The following is a 21,206-nucleotide window of genomic DNA, read 5'->3' as shown; positions in this document are numbered from 1 at the left end:
TTCTTATTTCAATTTCGGATCTAATATATCTCGTAAACTATCACCTAATAGGTTGAAGCAGAATATTGTAAACACAATTGCACCTGCTGGGAACAATATTGTCCATGGTGCAAATTCCATATATGCCCGGGATGAATTAAGCATAACACCCCAGGATGGGTCTGGAGGCTGCACACCAAGACCCAGGAAGCTTAATGCTGCTTCAGTCAATATAGCTCCGGACAATCCAAGGGTTATTTGTACAATAAACGGTGCCATGATATTAGGTGTTATATGTTTTGAGATAATTTTTACAGGGGAAACACCTATTGCTACAGCATTTGTGATATATTCATTTTCTTTCACACTAATAACAGTTCCTCTTACAACCCTTGTAAATACCGGTGTGAATACAATTCCAATTGCTATCATTGTATTGGTTACACTTGGTCCCAGTACAGCTACTATAGTTAGGGCTAATAATATATCAGGAAATGCAAAGAATACATCCATTATCCGCATGATAATCTGGTCAGCTTTCCCTTGGAAATAACCAGCTAACAGCCCGAAAATCAAACCACCGGTAGCTCCTACACCAACTGCGATTAAGCCTACCTTCAAAGATACCTGTGTGCCATAGACAATCCTTGAAAATATGTCCCTGCCAAATTCATCCGTACCGAAAATGAATTGTCCGCTCGGCCCCTCCATTGTATGTTCTGTAAACATCTGCTCAGGGCTATACGGTGCAATAACAGGTGCGAGAAACCCGACAATAATAACTAACAATACGCCAATACTTCCTATTAGCCCAACTTTATCCTGTCTTAAACGTTTCAGAAATTGTTTCATTGAATCACTCTTTCTATATTCTAAGTCGATTATTATTTGTAACTTATTCTAGGATCTAAATAAGAATAAAGAATATCAACTAGTAAATTAATCATCACAAATACAAATGCTATAAATAGTACTGCACCCTGCACGACCATAAAGTCACGTTGTGTTATTCCTGTAAGTACCAGCTGCCCTAATCCTGGCAATGAGAATATCTGTTCAATGATGACCGTGCCACCTAACAATGTGCCAATTTGCAAGCCGATAATGGTTAAGATGGGGATCATGGCATTTTTAAGCGCATGCTGAAAAATTACAACTCTTTCTTTTGCACCTTTTGCACGGATTGTACGTATGAAATCCTGTCGCAATATTTCCAGTACTGATGAACGTGTCATCCTCATTACAGCTCCGGCCATTGCTGTTCCTAAAACAATCGCTGGTATAACCATAATTTCCAAATTTCTCATTGGATCCTCAAAGAAACCAACATAGCCAACTGGAGTACTATAAGAGAACATTAACGACAAAATAAGTATCAGAACTGTTGCCAAAGCGAAATTTGGTACTGATACACCTAATAAAGATATAATCCGAACCCCAAAATCAACATTACTATTACGTTTCATAGCAGCTATAATACCTAGTGGAATTGCAATAACCCACGAAATTAGTGCAGATAAAAAAGTTAACTCAAACGTTAATTTAAAACGGTTCAAAATATCAGGCAACACTTCTTTTCCTGTTCGCATAGACTCGCCAAAGTCTCCTGTCAGAACTCCACCTATCCAATTCAGGTACTGTTCATATAAAGGTAAATTCAGTCCAAAGTCCTGTCGAAGCTGTTTCAACGCTGCTGGTGTTGCATCCGTACCTAATATTGTCTGCGCAACATCACCTGGAACTACGCGCATAACAACAAAAATAAATAAAGATACTCCGAAAAGTACTGGGAATAGCATCAATATTCTTCTCATTATATATGTATACATCGTTACTCACCCTTAATAAGAGAATAGAAGAGTGCTGCTGGAAAAGCAGCACTTCTACTATTATTTTTTATAGACATGATCAATATCTTCACCGTTGTGAGCATATGGTGTAAAGTCTTTCACACCATCTCTAACTGCCACATAGTTCTCAGGAGAAACTAAGAATAAATTTGGTGATAAATCAAGTAGTTTTTCCTGTGCTTCAACATAGATATCTTGTCGTTTCGCCTGGTCAATTGTACTTTTCCCTTTTTCTACAATCGCATCATATTCTTCATTTGAGAAGTTCCACTTATTTGCAGATCCGTCTGTATGGAAGAAATAATTCATTGCACGGTCAGGATCTGTACCAGAGCCATTTCTGCCAACTAATATATCAGCAGAAGTATTTGACCATGTATCAATATATTCGCCCCACTCAATTTGTTTAATCTCAGCATTTACTCCAATTTCCTTCCATTGCTGTTGCAGAAGTTGTGCAGTGTCGACCATATCAGCATATGTTGATGCTGTTGTTATCTCCGTTGAAAACCCGTCTGGATAACCGGCTTCAGCAAGTAAATCCTTCGCTTTTTCTAGATCGCGTTGATAAAGCTCTTCTTGTTCTATATCAATTGACCAGTCCCCCATAGCAGGAGCTATTGGACCGGTAATAATTGCTTCACCATCCCAAACAACATCAGCAATATTTTGACGATCAGTTGCTAAGCTTAATGCCTGTCTTACTTTTTTATTATTGAAAGGTTCTTTGTCTACATTAAACCCAATGTAACTATACTCTAACGATTGATAACCCATAATGTTAACTGCATCTTCACCTTCTAGTAATTCCGTTGATTTAGCGGTTAACGTTGTCATATCAATCTCACCAGTTCGGATTGCCGATAATCTGGCAGCTTCTTCTTTCATCGTATAATATTCTACTCGATCAAGCTTTGGCACATCTTCAATATAGTAATCTTCATTTTTGGAAAGTGTGACACTACTATCAGGTACCCACTCTTCAAATACAAATGGTCCAGTTCCTACTGCCACTTGTTGTAAATCACCATTCTCTTCAACAACTTCTTTTGGAACAATTGCTGCACTTGAATTAGTTAAGTGTGACAGGAACGTCGCATTAGGTGCAGCTAATTCAAACTTGATTTTATAGTCGCCCATCACTTCAATATTTTCTACATCTGAAAAATAAGAGCTAATATGTGATGCAGTTTCTTCATCCATGATACGTTCAAAACTGTACAGGACATCCTCTGCTCTCATTTCCCGGCCATTATGGAATTTTACTCCTTCTACCAAATTGAAAATATAGGTTGAATCGTTTGGCTGTTTCCAATCTTTTGCTAGCTGTCCTTTAATCTCCATGTTTTCATCAAATGAAACAAGTCCTTCATATACCTTGGAATAAACTCTAACTGATGAATGAGCAGGTGTTTTATGTGGATCTAACCCTGCAGGTTCCTGATCATTTGCAATTTTAAGTACTTGTTCTGCAGTTTCTTCTCCACCATCATCCCCGTCAGCAGTTGTTTCACTGTCATCTGAGCATGCTGTAACAACCACAGCAACCATAAGTAATAGAAAAAACAAAAATCTTTTTTTTAACATAATAACTCCCCTTTTATTTACGATATATTCTTAAAAATCTCCTCAAAAAGTTCTTTCCTGAATGGGTTAATATTCTTTGGCTGATCTACGTGCAATCTATTTGTTAATAGACCAACTGCGACGTTTCTCTCTGGTTCAATCCATAAAGCGGTCCCAGTAAATCCCGTATGACCAACCCCTTCCGGATAAACGTCTGAAGTCTCCCAGCCTAATCCTCTATTATCTACCTGTTTTTTTAATGATTCTTTTATCAGAGCATTAGAAATAACTTTCTGTTCTCCGTAAATTCCCCCTTTCAAATAAAGTTCTCCTATTGAGACTAAGTCTTTAACATTCGAAAATAAGCCAGCATGACCTGATTCACCACCAAAAAAATAATAGGTATTCCCATCATTTACTTCTCCTAAAATAGGGACATTTTGATTACGCCAATTAGTAAAATGAAAATTTCTATCACTGCACATTTTCTGCTCAATTCTATTGCCAAATTCAGTTGCCGCAATATTACTTTTAGAATGAGGATTATATGTAAGTGTTTCTAAATCCAATGATTCAACCAACTGATTCTGAATTACATGCTGTAAACTAGATTGATAATAATATTTAATCACTTCTCCAAGTAATATAAAATTTAAATCACTATAAACTACTTTTCTACCTTCCTTATGTGTCAAATCAATAGAATTCAATATCGCAAATAAGGAATCGCCCTTCGTGTATGCATAAAAAGAGTGCCATGCCTTCAACCCGCTGCTATGTGTCAGTAATTGCTTAATAGTAATAGGTGCTAATACTGAATTTTGCACTGATTGCGGCAAACATTTTTCAAGTTTTGTAGTTAAAGATAAAGCGTTTTCAGAAATCATTTTTAAAATAACCGTTGAAGTTACTATTTTAGTAACACTCGCAAGGTCAAAAACAGTATCAAGGTTACACTGTGTTCCTTCAACTTGGTTTGATAACCCAAATGCCTTATGATAGGCTTTTTTTCCATTTACCGATATGTAACATACACAGCCAGAAAAGTAGTCATCATCCATGTACTTTCTAAAAATACGTTCAATATTTTCGTATTCTATCATTATCAACCCACCTATTACCTGTTTTGAATAACCTCTCTAGTTTTATCTAGAAAATCAACAGATTGCTCAAAGTTTAGAGACGCCAATCCTGTGAATAGGATATCAACAATATTCAGCTGAGCGATTCTTGAAGCAGTAGCCCCACTTCTTATACTCTTTTCCAACGGTGATGCATATAAATTTACATTAGCAAGTTTTTGTACTGTATTACTGCTGTAGCCAGTTAACGAAATAATGTTTGCGTTATTCTTTTTGGCTATTTTAACTGTATCAATAATCTCTTTCGTTTCTCCTGAATAAGAGATGGCGAGTACTACGTCCCTGTCATCCAAATGAACTGCTGAAGTAAGTTGTGTATGACTATCTGTTAAAGCTTCACACCACTTGTTAATGCGCTTACATTTTTGTTCAAAATCAAAAGCAACAATTGCTGAGGCCCCAACACCTATTACTACTATTTTTCGTGCGTGATCCAGTTTATCGATAGCTTTATCCATAATGTCTTCGTCAATCAGTGCTAACGTACTTTCAATGGAACGATAATTATTATGTGAAATGAATTTAATAATCTGTGATAAGTTTGCATCAGCAGCTATATCTTCATATCTGTCAGTAGTAATTCCATCCTGATTTGCGGATGCAGAGATACTTAATTTCAGTTCTCTAAATCCTTTAATATGTAATGAACGACACATGCGAATAATTGTAGCCTCACTAGTCTTAGTATTCTTCGCAAGCTGGGCTATCGGCATATCCAATATAGCCTTTGAATTGTTGATTATATAATTTGCAACCTTTTGCTCAGAAGGTCTTAACGTAGATAATCCTTGCTTGATTCGTTCCATGCCATTAAACATAAGCTTCAACTCATCCTTTTCAATTACCTAGAAAAATAAATTACTATTTTAGAAGTTTAACTCCTTAAATATATACCACTTATGTAGTTAAGCTACATTTTAGAGTAATATTTTTAACATGTCAACAAACTTTAGTAATTTTCTAATAATTAGGCATGCGAATTTATAAACTTCTTTTGCCAAAAAAAGAGAGTGCGCACTATGCACACCCTCAACTCTTTAGCTATTCCTCTATCATCCCACAAAACGCCTCAGCAAATTGCTGACATCTTACTACATCCTGTTTATCAGGTTCAAGGTCAACTATTAAGCGCTCCGCAACTAAATTTGCTTGCTTTTCTTTAAACCTTTCCCCCATCATTTGAGATGCTCCACCATATGAATCGTAAAAGGAATCCCCGGATCCGAAGACACCGACAATTTTTCCGGTAATGTCCACGTCATCGAGTTCCTCATAGAAATCCTCAGCTTCATATGGCAACTCGCCATCGTCCCAGGAATACGTGCCAACCAGTACTCCATCATATTCCAGAAGTTCTTCTACATCTATTGAATCAAGATCGAAAGTTTTTGTAACAACTTCATGCCCTCTATTTTCGACTACTTCCGCAATAATCTCTGCCATTAATTCCGTATTACCAGTCATGCTTGCATATAACATAAGTACCTTACCCATAAAATCTCCTCCGATACACCGAAGTATTCCATTTTATTTTAATGGTTAGTAAGAACGGATTTCAATTAAATTATCAAGATTTAGCGAAATTTCTTGGGTTTTGTGACAGAATTGTGATCAAAAAAGTTGAACTCTCTGGGTGAGAGTTCAACTTTCTAATTTAGATGCTGTCTTCAATTCCTTTAATAATTTCCTGAATGTGTGGTAAAACCTTACTTACTTCCACATTTACGTGTAGTTCTTTTACAAGTGGTTCCATAGTTGATGCTGTTTTCTTATCCATCATTATCTTCTCAGGGATTCCTTCCGTTAGCTGCAGCATTTTTATCAATTGGCTCTGCAGAAGTCTAATATCTGTGCTGTCATATAATAAGTCTTGAAAAAATGCTATACCTTGCGCATGATCAGCTGCTACAACTAAGGCTGGAAATGCAGGTCTTCCACCATGGTCCTCCTGTACTGGTATATCCAAATGTGTTACGGCAAACTCTATCGTTGCCGGAATTTGATTTGCAAGTTTTTTGGCACGTTTTAAATCAAGCTCAGATACTTCAAGCTTTACTTCTTTAGGTTTACTGTAAGCTTTAAGTGAAATAATTTCATTTTCACCTGATTCAGGCATTTTTGCCAGAACTTTTCCCTCGGAATAAAACAACATCATGATCCAGTTATCGCCAAAGTCATAAAGGTAAACTACTTGATCGTTCACGTCTTTGAACCAATCAGCCAGTAGCACATCAGCTTCATTATATGTATCATTTGCAGATTGAAATTTATCATCCGGTTGTTCAGGTCCAATTTCAACCTTCAATTTTGGATCCGTTTGACTTGTTCACAAAAAAACTATGCAGATGCATATTGTCCCAATTAAATGCTAGTTGAATTACCTCATGAAGGTCACGAAAGGTTGAGTTACTGTCCATTTGAATAGTTCGCCAAACAGGTACACCTACATCCTCTAACGTTATTTTAAATTCGTAAATCATTATGCCACCTCACTTTATATTTAGTGTAGCATATTGTGCGCTGTTGCTTTAATACTATTAGAAAGGCTTGATTTTTCTACATGCCTTTCCTATAGCTGTTGATAAAGTAAACGCCATTTGCTTCCAGATAATTAGTGGACACAGCGGCTGCTATTTCGGTAAAAAAGTGCTTTTTGAGGGATACGCGGACACAGGAGCACTTATTTAACATATTTTCATATAAAACAGGGATTATTTCAGCAAATAAGGTATCTGGTGTCCGCTTGAACTTTAATACTATTGTTTTCCATAAAATAAGGTCCCCCATGTCCGCTAAAGTTCAAGTATTCCCTCGCTGTTCTTTTGTTTTCGTTTAACAATGACACGATTTACTACTATAAGACTATTAAACCCTATAATACAGTCATTTTTATCTTATAGTCATAAGGCATTTGATGTTGATTGTATTATTTTTTTCAAAAATAATACTTTGTGTAACTATATTCGATTTTCAGGACGAAGAAGTGGCAACAAAATATCGACAATTTTGTGGAAATTTAAAAATACTGAGTTAGCCGCTGAGATGGTTTAATAAAGGCAGTTATGCTTAGAAAACTCGGCAACCGCCAGGCCTTAATGGCGGATGCCTTAGTTGCACTTATGCAGTAAGATAGGATTTATACTTTTTTACCTGCCAATAAAAAGAAGCCCTTATAAGGCTCCTCTTTTGCTAACTGAATTTCGGAATACAATTTCATGTGGGACGGTAATCCGTTTAGCGGGTTCTGATTTATCTATAGTTTTTTCGATAAGTGCTTTGGCAGATTCTGCTCCTAATTCGTGTATATGAATATCAACGGTTGTCAGGGAAGGCCGAATGATCTCCGACAGATAAACATTGTTGAAACTAACTAATGAAATATCGTGTGGTACAGAAATTCCCGCTTCTTCCAGTCCGCTCAGCACACCTAGACTCATTAAGTCATCACTGATCACCAATCCAGTAGGGCGAACTTTAAGTGACAGCAGGGTTTCAACTGCTTCTCGCCCGCCTGATTTTAAGAATTCGGTGTGGATTTTATATTCCTCACAATTTTTCAATCCTGCTTCTTTTACCGCAGTTTGATAGCCAGCTTCACGATCCATCGTTACGAATAACTCTTTGGACCCGCCAATGAATGCAATTCTTTCATGACCGGTTTCAATCAAATGGTTCGTAATTTCCTTACCGGCTGTGAAATTATCGTTATCAATATGTGTAACTTCATCGATATCCTCATAGGGCTTACCTACAATTACGTAAGGAAAATTTTTGTCATGTAAAAAATTCATAACTCTATCGTTTAAGCGTGAATATAATAGAATAATCCCGTCAACGTAGCTTCCGTATACCATTCGTTGCACTTCGGCAAAAATTTCCTCTTCGGTAATACCACTCGACAATGTCATGGAGTATTCCATATCATGTGTAACCGAGCCGATTCCACGTAATATCTCAGGAAAAAAAGGATTTTGCAGTGCTTTATCAGCAGATGATGGTAATACCACACCTATTGCTTTAGTAGATTTAACGGCCAAATTTCTGGCACTCACATTAGGATGGTAACCTAATTCCTTCATTGCCTTGCGTACCTTTTCCTTTGTCATAATGCTGATTCTTGGGTTATTTGCAATTACACGAGATACGGTAGAGGGCGCGACACCTGTTGCTTTTGCTACATCTTTAATTGTTACCATAATCTTCACCCTCTACTTTTTATTTTATTTCACTAAAGATATTGCTATATTATCATTATTATTTAGTATAACATCCTGTCCACCGTGTAACCCATGGACATTTACATGAATTTTACCATAAGCAGGTTTATAATCACCACTTTGGTCTAAGACAGTAACAACCACAGCATTGTTTGTTGATTTCACTTCGATTGATAATTCCATAAATGCTCCGTTTTCAAATCCAAAAGTTTCTCCATCATCATCATAGTACGTAAAGTTGTACGTTTCACCATTTAATCCGGCATAAACCTCCATTTGAACATGGTGAGGATTTTTATCTTCATTCGATGTCCATTCACCTTGCATGATTGCAGTACCTTGTTTGATAAAAATAGGCATCCTATCTAATTCTGCATGAATTAAATGTGATCGTTCCCCTTCATACTGAAAACCAGTTTCATGATCAACCCACTGACCTGAAGGCAAATACACCGCACGATCTGTAACAGATGGTGCCAGTATCGGCGCAATAACAACATTATCTCCAATCATAAATTGATCATTTATATTATACGTTTTCTGATCTTCTGGATACTCCATGAACAAAGGACGCATAACCGGAAGACCAGTTACACTCGCTTGGTAAAATAATGAATATAACTGCGGCATCCATTTATAGCGCATCTGAATATATTTCTTCATAATTGCTTCATTGTCTTCGCCGAATTGCCATGGCTCCTGATAAACGGTACCCATTGCCGAATGATTACGGAAATAGGGTGTAAAAGCACCTACCTGTGTCCAACGAACCAATAATTCTGCACTCGTATCATGAGCAAAACCACCTACATCAGGTCCGGCAAATGGTACACCAGAAACTCCTAGATTCATCACCATTGGCAACGACATTTGTAAGTGCTCCCAGAAACTGCGGTTGTCACCTGTCCAGACAGAAGCGTAGCGCTGTACGCCTGCAAAACCCGCACGAGTCAGTAAGAAAGGCCGCTTGCCATTTAACTGCTTTTTCATGCCTTCGTACGTTGCCATACTCATCAATAGACCGTAAACATTATGCATCTCCCGATGGGTTGCTGGCTTCCCATCATTACGATGCATCACATCAACATCCATTGTTTTCGTCTCATTAAAAACAGCTGGCTCGTTCATGTCGTTCCAAATACCTTCAATACCAATAGACGTATAAAATTCATGTTTATCAGCCCACCATTTACGAACACTTTCTTCGGTTAGGTCTGGGAATGCACTTTCACCTGGCCAAACTTCGCCAAAATAAACATCGCCTTCAATGTATTTGCAAAATTGATTCTGAGTAATTCCTTCCTGATAGATCGTGTATTCTGCGTCTTTTTTTACACCTGGGTCAACTATCGGTACAACTCGAATCCCCATTTCACGCAAGTCAGCAATAAGTTTCTCAGGTTCCGGAAACTTCTCTTTATCAAACGTAAACACACGGTATTCGTTCATGTAATGAATATCGAGATGGATAACATCAATTGGAATATCCTTCTCTACAAAATTCTTGGCAAGCTCTCTTACTTCCGCTTCTGATTTATAACTGTAGCGTGACTGATGGTAGCCTAATGCCCACTTTGGCGGCAATGGCATCTTACCGGTAAGATGTGTGTATTGCTGCAATACCAACTTTGGATCGGGCCCAGCTAGAACATAATAATCAAGCTGCCCGCCTTCTGCTTTGAATGAATAAACATTATCTTCTGATTTCATATCAAAAGTTGTTCGGAATGTATTATCAAAATACACTCCATGTGCACGTCCATAGCGCAGTGTCATGAAATATGGAATGGATTCATACAATGGATCGGTTTCAGGATTATGTGGTGCATACACGTCTGAGTTCCACATTTCATACATTTCGCCACGTTTATCAAGATGTCCTGTTTTTTCACCGAATCCATAAAAATGATCATCTTCACTCATTTTTTTAAATGCAGTAACCTCACCATTTTCCCGATAGGCCATACCACGCTCACCTTCTTCAAGAAAAGCATTGCCGTCATGATCCAATACTGTAATGCGAAATGGTGATTTTTGGATAGTAACATTTAGGTTATCTGTTTTTAATACAACTTGTTCGTCTGAGTCGCTGTCTTTAACGTCCACGTTTTCTGGATCAGCTATAACAGCGTATGAACCATTCAATTCTGGTTCATTTGATTGGTTCATCACAACTCTAATGATGGAATTTGTGAAAAATTGTATGGCAACCTGACCATTTTCACATTGAAAAAAATAGCCGTCATCCGTTCGTTTATATGATTTCATACTGCCGACATCGCGATATAGTACTGCTTTGGATTGTTGCTCGTTTCCTGGATGTATTGCAAAGCTAGTATCTTCAAGCATCCCTAAGATTCCTCCTACCTGTCAAAATTACTATTATTCTTATCCTTTTGATCCACCAGCAGTTAATCCTGAAATCAGATAACGCTGCAGGAATAAATATATACCTGCAATTGGTATAGCAACCAAAATGGACCCTGCTGCAAATCGAGTGAAGTTATTAGAGAATTGATCATTTATAAAGTTAAACAACCCAACTGCTAAAGTATAATTGCTCTCACTTGTAAGCACAATTGACGGAAGCAGAAAGTCAAACATTGGCATCATGAAGTTAAATAAAGCAACCACCGCAAGAATTGGCTTTGCTAATGGAAGCATGATGCTCCAGAAAACCCGTAAATGGCCCGCACCATCGATACGTGCTGCCTGGTCCAGTTCACGTGGTATCGTGTCAAAGTACCCTTTCACAAGCCATGCATTAAATGGTATTTGTCCTCCCAAATAAATTAGAATTAACCCAGTCAGCGTATCCAACAGGCCAATCATATTCAGGAAAATATATAAAGCTACCATCGCCATCATGACTGGAAACATTTGCAATAGTAAAAAGACATATAAGCCGTTTTTCCTTCCAACAAATTGATATCGTGAAAAAGCGTAGGCTATAAGAGACGTTAAAATCACACTTCCTGCTGCAACGAATGACGATACAATTAATGAGTTCTTGTACCAGGTTAAATAATCACTGCCATCGCTGAACAGCCATTTATAATGCTCTAATGAAAAGCTCTCCGGAATAATAGAAGAAGAGTATAAACTAGTTCCCGGATTAAGTGACATTCCGACTGTCCATATTAGAGGATAAAATATAATAATCGATACAATCGCGATGATAATGTAAATTACGGATACTTCCAATTTAGATTTAAGCTTTTGATCCATTATATTTCACCCTCTTCCTTAAATGACCTGGTTTTTCTAAACTGATAAAAGGCAAATCCTGATACAAGCAGACCCATAATAATGGATATTACTGCTGCCATCGCGTAATTATTGGTATCAAATGTTAGTTTATATACCCAGGAAATTAAAATATCTGTCCCACCTGCATTTTGTCCTCTAACCGGAGGACCACCTTCATTAAATAGATAGATAATATTAAAGTTATTAAAGTTCTGCGCGTATTGCATAATTAGTAATGGCGCAGTCGCAAACATCACGTGTGGAAACGTAATCTCGCGGAATTTTTGCCAGCGTGATCCACCATCAACATCTGCAGCTTCATACCAGTCCTTCGAAATACTTTGGAGTACTCCGGTAAATAAGGCAAACACAAAAGGAAAGCCAAGCCACGTCTGTATCATGATAATCGCAACTCGAGAATAAAGCGGGTCACTTAGCCATGGTAGACCATCACCACCAATCAGTGGGATGATGATATCTCTGTTAATTGCCCCAAACTCATCATTAAACATAGCTGCAAAAATTAGAATGGTCACAAATGCTGGTACTGCCCATGGAAGAATTAAAATGGTACGAATGATTTTTTTGAATTTAACTCTTGGATCATTAACAAGTACAGCCAAAAATAGTCCAAGGGCAATTTGTAGAGTTGTCGCAACAACTGTCCACACAATTGTCCAAGCAAAAACGCTAATAAACGTATCCTGCCATATCGGTACAGTAACCAACTCTACAAAGTTATCAAAGCCAACCCAATCTACTAGATTCCGTGGCGGTGAATTAAATAGATTGTAATTCGTAAACGCCAATAACACCGAAAAGATAAGCGGAAAAATAACCACGAAAACCATAAGAAGTAACCCTGGAAATGTCATCAAATATGGAAATGTGTTATCATATGCAACTCGTATCGTATCTTTTAGCTTAAGCGGCTTCCACCCATTTTGTATTTTCTTCGCCTGTTTTCGTGCATCGTACACATTAAATACATATAATGCCGCAACAATAATAATTGTGATTAGTGAAAGAACACCAATAACAAGCAACCGTATTGAGTGGTCCGTTCCTGCAATGGTTCCTAGTGTACGCAACCCCCAAATACCGTAATTTAACGATTGGAGAGCTGTCAGCAGAAACGCTATTTCAATAACAATTAATGAAATCCCTTTTATATAGCGACGGTTGTACAATTGTCCCAAGCCCGCAAACAAAATCGATAGAATCGTTGCAACCTTTGGACTGTGCTTCTTGCCGGTCTTTTGCTTATTGTCAGGTGAAGACAATTTTGATACCCCCTTTTAGGTCCTGATGAACAAATAGAATGATGGGAAGAGTTAACTCCCCCCATCAAAAATCATTGCTTGGTATTTACTCTACTCCGCTTGCTTCTATGTTTGTTTTTATTTGTTCGACAGACTCATCAAGTACAGGTTTTACATCTTCGCCTTCTGCAATAAATTGCAGTGCATTGTTGAATGGCTCCCATACCTGCTGCATAGCTGGTGTACTTGGCATAGGTACACCATGCTTAATTTGCTCTGCAAACGCTGCGTATATTGGATCTTCTATTGATTCAAGTGCTTCTTTACTAGGTACGAGTTCCCCCGCTACTTCATAATAATGCTGTGAGCTTTCTGGGTTGGTCATAAATGCCGCTAAGTCAGCAGCCCATTCTTTATTTTCTGAGTAATAGGAAACCATCCATGACTTAACCCCTACAAATGTTTGAGCCGGCTCCCCATTGATTGTAGGAAACGGTGCAAATGCTAGCTTATCACCAAGCGCTTCTTTATAACCGACAATACTCCATGGGCCATTAATAACTGCTCCAACTTTTCCGTCGTTAAATAGTCCATCGATTACGTCAGTTGTAGTAGATGGTGGAATTTTACCTTGTCCGAAAAAGGATTGGAATAACTTCCCGCCTTCAACTGATCCTTCATTATTTAATCCGATATCCTCTGTATCATATTCACCTGCATCTCCTCCGAAAATATACCCGCCATAGTTATTGAAGAACGGTATAGCGAAGTATAAATCGTTAGGCTTCATCAAAAATCCATATTCATCATTACTAGGATTCGTTTTATTTTCCAGTAATGCCATTAAATCATCAACAGTTTTTGGCTCTTCTTCTACAATATCGGTATTATAGAAAATACCATATGTCTCAATTACTGCTGGAAAACCATATTGATTTGTTTCATTATCATACTTGTATGTTATCGCATCAACCGCAGCATCACTGTAAGAGTTCATTACATCTTCCGGTATTTCCACAGGTTCTGCGAGACCTTGTGCTACAATGTTTCCAATTCGGTCATGTGGTTGGAAAAATAAATCCGGACCATTTCCTTCAGGTCCTGCTAGTGCTAATTCTTCCATTTGATCAAGCATTGATTTTACTTCAACGTTAACTGTAATTCCTGTTTCTTCTTCATAGTTAGCTGCAATATCCTCAACAGCTTCTAATTGTTTCTCTTCATCGTTCGCCCAAATTGTCAGTGATTCAGGTTTTTCAGTAGTTTCAGTAGAACCACTTTCACCATCACTTTCCTCAGTGTCGTCTGAACGCTCTGGTGCACAAGCGGCTAATACTACAAAGACAAACATTAGTGCCGCAATTAATAGATATGAAGATTTTTTCATTAGTAAACTTCCCCCTCTAATTATTATCAACCGACCCCCTTTTTGTGAAATCGGTTGCACAAATTTCTTAATTCTTATTCTAAATGCAAATCAAATTTAATGCAACCGTTTTCACTAATTTTATTTTATTTTTTTATTTCTATTGACAATTTTCAAAATCGCAGTATTCTATAATTAAATGAATCTATAATTTGAGGGCAATGCTTTGTATGCTAAAGAACAACAACCCCGTTTTCCACACATGGAGAGCGGGGTATTTCTATTTATGAAGGGAGAAAATTATATGATGAAAGAAGCGATTTATCACCGGCCGAAGAATAGTTTTGCATACGCATATGACGAGCGAACATTACACATCCGTTTACGTACGAAGAAAAATGATGTTGAAAAAGTAAAACTGATTCATGGTGACCCATATGATTGGGCTAAGGAAGGCTGGCAATTTCAGTATACAGATATGTTCCTGCAGGCATCAGATGAGTTATTTGATTATTGGCTTATCAAAATCATCCCCCCCTACCGTCGATTACGTTACGGATTCGCACTCTACAACGGCGATGAAAAACTCGTTTATGCTGAAAAAGGGTTCTCTGATGATCCTCCGATAAATGATATTCAGTATTACTTTTGTTTTCCGTTTTTGAATGAGGTTGATGTATTTAACCCACCAAAATGGGTGAAAGACACTGTTTGGTATCAAATTTTCCCGGAACGATTTGCAAATGGTGATTATTCAATTAACCCAATAGGCACACTTGAATGGGACAGCGCTCAACCGCAACAGGATAATTATTTTGGTGGTGACTTTCAGGGAATAATTAATCATCTGGATTACCTGGTTGACTTAGGTATTAACGGAATCTATTTCACACCAATCTTTAAAGCGCATTCCAATCACAAGTACGATACAATCGATTACATGGAAATTGATCCGCAATTTGGAGACAAGGAAACATTCAAGAAATTAGTTAATAAGTGTCATGAAAAAGGGATTCGTATCATGCTTGATGCAGTGTTTAACCATAGCGGTTACTACTTCCCTCCGTTTCAAGATGTATTGAAAAACGGCGAAAATTCAATATACAAAGACTGGTTTCACATTAGAGAGTTTCCTGTTAAAACGGAGCCTGAACCTAACTTTGAATCGTTTGCATTTACCCCACATATGCCGAAACTGAATACCGAAAACCCGGAAGTCAAAGCATATCTCTTAAAGGTTGCTACCTATTGGATTGAAGAATTTGATATCGATGGTTGGCGCCTTGATGTCGCGAATGAAGTAGATCATCAATTTTGGCGGGAGTTTAGGCAGGAAGTTAAGGCCGTAAAACCCGACGCGTATATTTTAGGAGAGATCTGGCATGATTCGATGCCTTGGCTGCAAGGTGATCAATTTGATGCAGTAATGAACTATCCGTTTACACTCGCAGCTCTTGATTATTTAGCAAAAGACACGAAAAATGCAAATGAGTTTGCAAACCAAGTTTCAACTGTCCTATGTTCATACCCGGAAAATGTTAATGAAACAACCTTCAATTTGCTAGGCAGTCATGATACTGAGCGTGTACTTACGTTGTGCAACGGTGACAAACAAAAGCTGAAGTTATTATTCTTACTCCAAATGTCCTTTACAGGAACACCTTGTATTTATTACGGAGACGAAATTGCCATGACAGGCGGAGAAGACCCGGAATGCAGAAAATGTATGAAATGGGATGAAAACCAGCAGGATTTGCATTTAAAATCCTTTGTCAAAAAATTAATTGGGCTACGGAAAACCGAACCAGCGTTTGGCAGTAAAGGAAGTTTTAGTATTGTGGAGTCAAGTGCTGAAACAAACCACCTTGTATACTCAAAAAACTACAACAATGAAGTGATTTATTTTGTAATCAACCCTTCAAGTAAGCCAAAAACGATAACGATTAATGGTAAGCAGGCTACAAATCTATGGACTGGCGAGCAGGTTGGTGCGGACGATAATCTACTGCAAATAGATGCAAAAGCGAATGACTTTTTAATCATGAAAGTGTAATGGATGGAGGTGAATGTATGACCCGTCAATGGTGGAAAGAAAGTGTTGTCTATCAAATCTATCCGCGGAGTTTTAACGATAGTAATAATGATGGTATTGGTGATATAAATGGGATTATCCAAAAGCTTGATTATTTAAAGGAACTAGGGGTTGACGTCATTTGGCTTTCCCCTGTTTACGAATCACCAAACGATGACAACGGGTACGACATCAGCGATTACACAAGGATAATGAGCGACTTCGGTACCATGGAAGACTGGGACAGGATGCTTCAGGAAATTCATAAAAGGAACATGAAACTAATTATGGATTTGGTAATTAACCATACATCTGACGAACATAACTGGTTCGTTGAATCGCGAAAATCAACAGACAATGCCTTCCGTGATTACTACATCTGGCGTGACAAGCCAAATAATTGGGAGTCCGCATTTAGTGGGTCCGCCTGGAAATATGATAAGACAACCAATCAGTATTATTTACACTTATTTTCACAGAAACAACCTGACTTAAACTGGGAAAACCCTGATGTCCGAAATGACCTTTTTACAATGATGAAATGGTGGCTTGATAAAGGTGTTGACGGCTTTCGAATGGATGTAATTAACTTTATTTCGAAAGACCAGCGCCTGCCAGATGGTGAAACAAATAACGGAAAGCTATACGCTTCAGGCCATTCCTACTATATGAATGGTCCACGTGTCCATGAATTTTTGCAGGAAATGAATCAGAAAACCCTAGCAAACTATGACATTATGACGGTTGGTGAAATGCCAGGAGTCACGCCAGAACAAGCAAAACTATACACAGCAGAAAGCCGCAATGAATTGGATATGGTCTTTCATTTTGAGCATATGGATATTGACTCAGGCCCAGATGGGAAATGGGATATCAAGCCTTGGTCTCTTGTAGAATTAAAGCAAATTCTATCAAAATGGCAAACCGAATTGGAGTATGAAGGGTGGAACAGTTTATATTGGAATAACCATGATCAGCCACGTGTTGTATCCAGATTTGGAGATGATGGTGCCTATCGTGTCGAATCAGCAAAAATGCTAGCAACTACCTTACACATGATGAAAGGCACACCGTACATTTATCAAGGTGAAGAGCTTGGAATGACTAATGTGCGTTTTAATAAGATAGCAAGCTATCGTGACATTGAAACATTAAATATGTACGAAGAGAAAATAAATGAAGGTGCCGAAGAAAAGGCATTATTAGAAACAATTCATGCAAAATCACGGGACAATGCGCGTACCCCAATGCAGTGGGACTCAAGTGCAAATGCTGGATTTACAGAAACAGCACCATGGCTTCAAGTCAACCCTAACTATGTTGATATTAACGCTGCTAGCGCAGTTGCTGACCCTAACTCAATTTATCATTATTACAGGAGGCTTATTGCTTTACGAAAAAAATATCCGATTGTTGTTTATGGGTCTTACGAATTGTTGATGCCGGAGAGCGAAAGCATATTTGCATATACAAGAGAACTTAGAAATAAACACTTATTGGTGGTAAGTAATTTCACAAATGAATTCGTCCATTTTGAAATACCAAAAGACTACTTAAAGGCCACTAAAATAATAGGAAATTATCATGAACGTAATGAGAAATTAGAACAAAAACTAGAATTAAAACCATATGAATCTTGTGTATATTATGACGCTGATTTCTAACAGGGATCAGCGTTTTGGTTCGCAGTTAAAAAAGTATAAATAATTTCTTACTGCATAAGTGAAACTAAGTTATCGAAACTATACAAACGTCCATTTCATACCCTACTACTAATCAATCCCCACTTGTTATTACCTCATGAATGGTTTCAGCAGGAAACTTATAAAGATTACCACTACAACCAGCAATATGATTACTGCATCTATTGTGAAATTCCATATAGCCATCAGTACATCTAAAAACCAATTCTATGCTGCTATCCAACCCCTGACAATCCATAGTATAAAACTTATAACCGCAACTCATTTATTTCATTTTCTAAGCACCATTTTTGAAACTTTTTTGTTCTATCGCTCATATATATACACTCTTTTTAATTAAAATATTTTATATCTTTCTACTTCCTTCAACTATATTTCAAGTCACTATCACCAGCCAAGTCCATTAACATCCATAAATAACTTACTCCTTGTACAGAGGCTCTCTATTGTATACAAATACTTAAATGAGTTAGACTAAACCAAAATACTAAGTAGGAAAAAGGTGGTACCTCTATGTCTCAAGACAAGTTTACAAACAGATTAGCTAATGAAAAATCACCTTATCTGTTACAACACGCTAAGAACCCTGTCGACTGGTATCCATGGAGTGAAGAAGCATTCGAAAAAGCAAGAAAAGAAGACAAACCGATTTTTCTATCAATCGGCTACTCAACCTGCCATTGGTGTCACGTACTTGCCCATGAATCCTTTGAAGATGAAGAGATTGCTGCATACTTAAATGACCATTATGTATCTATTAAAGTTGATCGGGAGGAACGGCCTGATATTGATTCTGTTTATATGACGGTTTGTCAGATGATGACCGGACAAGGCGGCTGGCCTCTATCTATTTTTATGACACCAGAAAAAGTGCCGTTTTATGCTGGCACTTATTTTCCACGTGAAAGTAAATACGGGATGCCTGGCATCATGGAAGTATTCACGCAATTATATCAAAAATACAAGGAAGATCCTGACCATATTAAAGAAGTTACGAAGAGTGTCACTGAAGCATTAGATAAAACAGTAGCAACTAAAAGCGAAACGCGATTAACTCTGGAAATAACCGATCAGGTATATAAGCAACTAGGTAAACGATTTGATTTCACGAACGGCGGATTCGGTTCAGCACCTAAATTCCCAACACCGCAAAATCTATTATATTTATTGCGCTATTATTATTTCACAGGAAAATCCGCTGCACTTAAAATGGCTGAAAGTACATTGCAGGCCATGGCAAATGGCGGAATATATGACCATGTTGGATTCGGATTCGCGCGGTATTCTACTGATGAAAAATGGCTCGTTCCTCACTTTGAAAAGATGCTCTATGACAACGCGTTACTACTAATTGCATACACAGAAAGCTATCAAATCACCAAAAATCCACTTTACCGAAAAATAAGTGAACAGATTATTGAATTTGTCATGCGAGAAATGCACAGTTCTGAAGGGGCGTTCTATTCCGCAATTGATGCTGACTCGGAAGGTATAGAAGGCAAATATTATGTGTGGGATTATGAGGAAATTTTCAATATTCTTGACGAAGACCTTGGTGACCTATATGCAACCGTGTATGGTATTACTCCAGAAGGGAATTTTGAAGGTAAAAATGTACCAAACCTAAACGACACAAACCTGGAGTCTATAGCTGATGAATATAACTTTACAATCGATGAACTGAATCAGCACCTTGAAGAAGCACGAGCTAAGTTATTAACTGCACGCGAGGAGCACACCTATCCACACGTTGATGACAAAATTTTAACATCCTGGAATGCAATGATGATCACCGCTCTCGCTAAAGCTGGGAAAGTATTCGAGGAGGAGCAATACATTAAAACCGCCGAAGCTGCCATAGATTTTATCGAAACGAATCTGGTTAAGAAAGGTCGGGTTATGGCCCGCTATCGTGACAGTGACGTAAAATTCAACGGCTACCTTGATGACTATGCCTTTTTAGTGTGGGCAAACGCAGAATTATATGAGGCAACCTTTTCATTAAACTATCTAAGAAAAGCCAGAGAACTCGCTGACAACATGATCGACTTATTTTGGGATAATGAACAAGGAGGATTTTTCTTCAGCGGAAAAGACAGTGAAAAATTATTATCAAGGGAAAAAGAAATATATGACGGTGCCCTCCCATCAGGGAATAGCGTTGCAGCCGTTATGCTTGCACGATTAGGATATTCAACCGGTGAAACAGCCTATCTTGATAAGCTGGAAGAAATGTACTATGCCTTTTACGAGGAAGTTAAACAAGGTGTAGCAGCAAGCACACATTTTGTTCAAAGTCTGTTGCTGACCGAAAATCCTACAAAGGAAGTCGTCGTTTTAGGAAATGACAAGAATTTTCTAGCAAAGCTCCAGAAAGAATTTTTACCGGATGTATCTTTGCTTGCCAGTAAAAATGCTGAGCAATTAGCTGAAGTCGCACCATTTGCCAGTGATTATCGTAAAATAGATGAGGAGCCTACCATTTACGTATGTGAAAACTTCGCGTGTCAACAACCTACGACCGATGTTAAGCAAGCTTTTAAAATGATAACCGAGTAAATACTATGACGCTACTTATTTCGTAGCGTCATTTCACTTTAATCTTTAGTTATGTTAAACGGAACATCTAAACAGCCGAACTCTGTCCAGCTTAACGTTCCGCGATAAAATTGTGAAGCTTCAGCGGAATAATTGTGAACTTCGGCGCTTTTGTGGTGAACTTCAGCGGCTTTCCTGTGAACTTCAGCAATTTGCATAAATTACCACGATTCCTGTGGTAAAATGTAATTAAACACTTATAA

General features: G+C 37.9%; 16 protein-coding genes. 3 read left to right on the top strand and 13 right to left on the bottom strand.

What is annotated here, in order from left to right; all coding sequences use genetic code 11:
* Positions 1-3 precede the first annotated feature (3 nt).
* From BMY13_RS04930 to BMY13_RS04870, 13 genes are all read right to left on the bottom strand, one after another.
* Complete coding sequence (locus BMY13_RS04930) at positions 4-831, bottom strand: ABC transporter permease (RefSeq protein ID WP_092491901.1); 828 nt, start codon at positions 829-831, stop codon at positions 4-6.
* Between the two features lie 32 nt (positions 832-863).
* Positions 864-1,808 carry an ABC transporter permease gene (locus BMY13_RS04925; protein ID WP_092502964.1) on the bottom strand — a complete coding sequence of 315 codons (945 nt, stop codon included), beginning with the start codon at positions 1,806-1,808 and terminating at the stop codon, positions 864-866.
* Between the two features lie 60 nt (positions 1,809-1,868).
* The gene (locus BMY13_RS04920) at positions 1,869-3,416 is read right to left on the bottom strand and encodes an ABC transporter substrate-binding protein (RefSeq protein WP_092502962.1); all 1,548 of its coding nucleotides are present in this window, start codon (positions 3,414-3,416) and stop codon (positions 1,869-1,871) included.
* A 17-nt stretch (positions 3,417-3,433) separates the two neighbouring features.
* Positions 3,434-4,498 carry a serine hydrolase domain-containing protein gene (locus BMY13_RS04915; RefSeq protein ID WP_092491899.1) on the bottom strand — a complete coding sequence of 355 codons (1,065 nt, stop codon included), beginning with the start codon at positions 4,496-4,498 and terminating at the stop codon, positions 3,434-3,436.
* 14 nt (positions 4,499-4,512) lie between these two features.
* Entirely contained in the window at positions 4,513-5,355 is an 843-nt protein-coding gene (locus tag BMY13_RS04910; RefSeq protein ID WP_092491898.1) for a MurR/RpiR family transcriptional regulator, read from the bottom strand.
* Between the two features lie 223 nt (positions 5,356-5,578).
* Positions 5,579-6,031: a flavodoxin gene (locus tag BMY13_RS04905; protein WP_092502960.1), complete on the bottom strand. Its 453-nt coding sequence runs from the start codon at positions 6,029-6,031 to the stop codon at positions 5,579-5,581.
* 160 nt (positions 6,032-6,191) lie between these two features.
* Positions 6,192-6,842, bottom strand: a complete 651-nt coding sequence (locus BMY13_RS04900) for a DUF6930 domain-containing protein (protein WP_092502958.1) — start codon at positions 6,840-6,842, stop codon at positions 6,192-6,194.
* The gene (locus tag BMY13_RS04895) at positions 6,832-7,017 is read right to left on the bottom strand and encodes an IS1096 element passenger TnpR family protein (RefSeq protein ID WP_092502956.1); all 186 of its coding nucleotides are present in this window, start codon (positions 7,015-7,017) and stop codon (positions 6,832-6,834) included. Before BMY13_RS04895 ends, BMY13_RS04900 begins: the two co-directional genes overlap by 11 nt.
* A 690-nt stretch (positions 7,018-7,707) precedes the next feature.
* Entirely contained in the window at positions 7,708-8,733 is a 1,026-nt protein-coding gene (locus tag BMY13_RS04890; protein WP_092491894.1) for a LacI family DNA-binding transcriptional regulator, read from the bottom strand.
* Between the two features lie 24 nt (positions 8,734-8,757).
* Positions 8,758-11,103 (bottom strand): glycoside hydrolase family 31 protein, encoded by a 2,346-nt coding sequence (locus tag BMY13_RS04885; RefSeq protein WP_092502954.1) that lies wholly within the window; start codon positions 11,101-11,103, stop codon positions 8,758-8,760.
* Between the two features lie 39 nt (positions 11,104-11,142).
* Positions 11,143-11,982, bottom strand: coding sequence for a sugar ABC transporter permease (locus tag BMY13_RS04880; protein ID WP_092491892.1), 840 nt, complete (start codon positions 11,980-11,982; stop codon positions 11,143-11,145).
* Entirely contained in the window at positions 11,982-13,286 is a 1,305-nt protein-coding gene (locus tag BMY13_RS04875) for a carbohydrate ABC transporter permease (RefSeq protein WP_092491891.1), read from the bottom strand. Before BMY13_RS04875 ends, BMY13_RS04880 begins: the two co-directional genes overlap by 1 nt.
* Positions 13,287-13,371: 85 nt before the next feature.
* Positions 13,372-14,652, bottom strand: coding sequence for a sugar ABC transporter substrate-binding protein (locus BMY13_RS04870; RefSeq protein WP_092502952.1), 1,281 nt, complete (start codon positions 14,650-14,652; stop codon positions 13,372-13,374).
* 283 nt (positions 14,653-14,935) lie between these two features.
* Here BMY13_RS04870 and BMY13_RS04865 point away from each other — a divergent pair, with 283 nt between their 5' ends.
* The 3 genes from BMY13_RS04865 to BMY13_RS04855 all read left to right on the top strand — a co-directional run bounded on the left by BMY13_RS04865 (position 14,936) and on the right by BMY13_RS04855 (position 20,964).
* On the top strand, positions 14,936-16,684 hold the full coding sequence (locus BMY13_RS04865; RefSeq protein ID WP_092502950.1) for a glycoside hydrolase family 13 protein: 1,749 nt from the start codon (positions 14,936-14,938) through the stop codon (positions 16,682-16,684).
* 17 nt (positions 16,685-16,701) lie between these two features.
* The gene (locus tag BMY13_RS04860) at positions 16,702-18,366 is read left to right on the top strand and encodes a glycoside hydrolase family 13 protein (RefSeq protein WP_092502948.1); all 1,665 of its coding nucleotides are present in this window, start codon (positions 16,702-16,704) and stop codon (positions 18,364-18,366) included.
* Between the two features lie 552 nt (positions 18,367-18,918).
* A complete protein-coding gene (locus tag BMY13_RS04855) occupies positions 18,919-20,964 on the top strand; it encodes a thioredoxin domain-containing protein (RefSeq protein WP_092502946.1) in 2,046 nt (681 codons plus the stop codon).
* The last annotated feature ends 242 nt before the right edge of the window (positions 20,965-21,206 follow it).

Source organism: Virgibacillus subterraneus (assembly GCF_900110695.1).
GTDB classification, from domain to species: domain Bacteria; phylum Bacillota; class Bacilli; order Bacillales; family Amphibacillaceae; genus Lentibacillus; species Lentibacillus subterraneus.
Note: the sequence above shows the minus strand (reverse complement) of the source record. Positions and strands in the feature narration are given on the sequence as shown.

What these genes read in the sequence shown, in the direction of transcription:
- BMY13_RS04885 (WP_092502954.1), bottom strand. Translation starts at nt 11,103, where the DNA reads ATGCTTGAAGATACTAGCTTTGCAATACATCCAGGAAACGAGCAACAA.
- BMY13_RS04910 (WP_092491898.1), bottom strand. Translation starts at nt 5,355, where the DNA reads ATGTTTAATGGCATGGAACGAATCAAGCAAGGATTATCTACGTTAAGA.
- BMY13_RS04915 (WP_092491899.1), bottom strand. Translation starts at nt 4,498, where the DNA reads ATGATAGAATACGAAAATATTGAACGTATTTTTAGAAAGTACATGGAT.
- BMY13_RS04890 (WP_092491894.1), bottom strand. Translation starts at nt 8,733, where the DNA reads ATGGTAACAATTAAAGATGTAGCAAAAGCAACAGGTGTCGCGCCCTCT.
- BMY13_RS04870 (WP_092502952.1), bottom strand. Translation starts at nt 14,652, where the DNA reads ATGAAAAAATCTTCATATCTATTAATTGCGGCACTAATGTTTGTCTTT.
- BMY13_RS04855 (WP_092502946.1), top strand. Translation starts at nt 18,919, where the DNA reads ATGTCTCAAGACAAGTTTACAAACAGATTAGCTAATGAAAAATCACCT.
- BMY13_RS04905 (WP_092502960.1), bottom strand. Translation starts at nt 6,031, where the DNA reads ATGGGTAAGGTACTTATGTTATATGCAAGCATGACTGGTAATACGGAA.
- BMY13_RS04865 (WP_092502950.1), top strand. Translation starts at nt 14,936, where the DNA reads ATGATGAAAGAAGCGATTTATCACCGGCCGAAGAATAGTTTTGCATAC.
- BMY13_RS04930 (WP_092491901.1), bottom strand. Translation starts at nt 831, where the DNA reads ATGAAACAATTTCTGAAACGTTTAAGACAGGATAAAGTTGGGCTAATA.
- BMY13_RS04920 (WP_092502962.1), bottom strand. Translation starts at nt 3,416, where the DNA reads ATGTTAAAAAAAAGATTTTTGTTTTTTCTATTACTTATGGTTGCTGTG.
- BMY13_RS04925 (WP_092502964.1), bottom strand. Translation starts at nt 1,808, where the DNA reads ATGTATACATATATAATGAGAAGAATATTGATGCTATTCCCAGTACTT.
- BMY13_RS04860 (WP_092502948.1), top strand. Translation starts at nt 16,702, where the DNA reads ATGACCCGTCAATGGTGGAAAGAAAGTGTTGTCTATCAAATCTATCCG.
- BMY13_RS04895 (WP_092502956.1), bottom strand. Translation starts at nt 7,017, where the DNA reads ATGATTTACGAATTTAAAATAACGTTAGAGGATGTAGGTGTACCTGTT.
- BMY13_RS04880 (WP_092491892.1), bottom strand. Translation starts at nt 11,982, where the DNA reads ATGGATCAAAAGCTTAAATCTAAATTGGAAGTATCCGTAATTTACATT.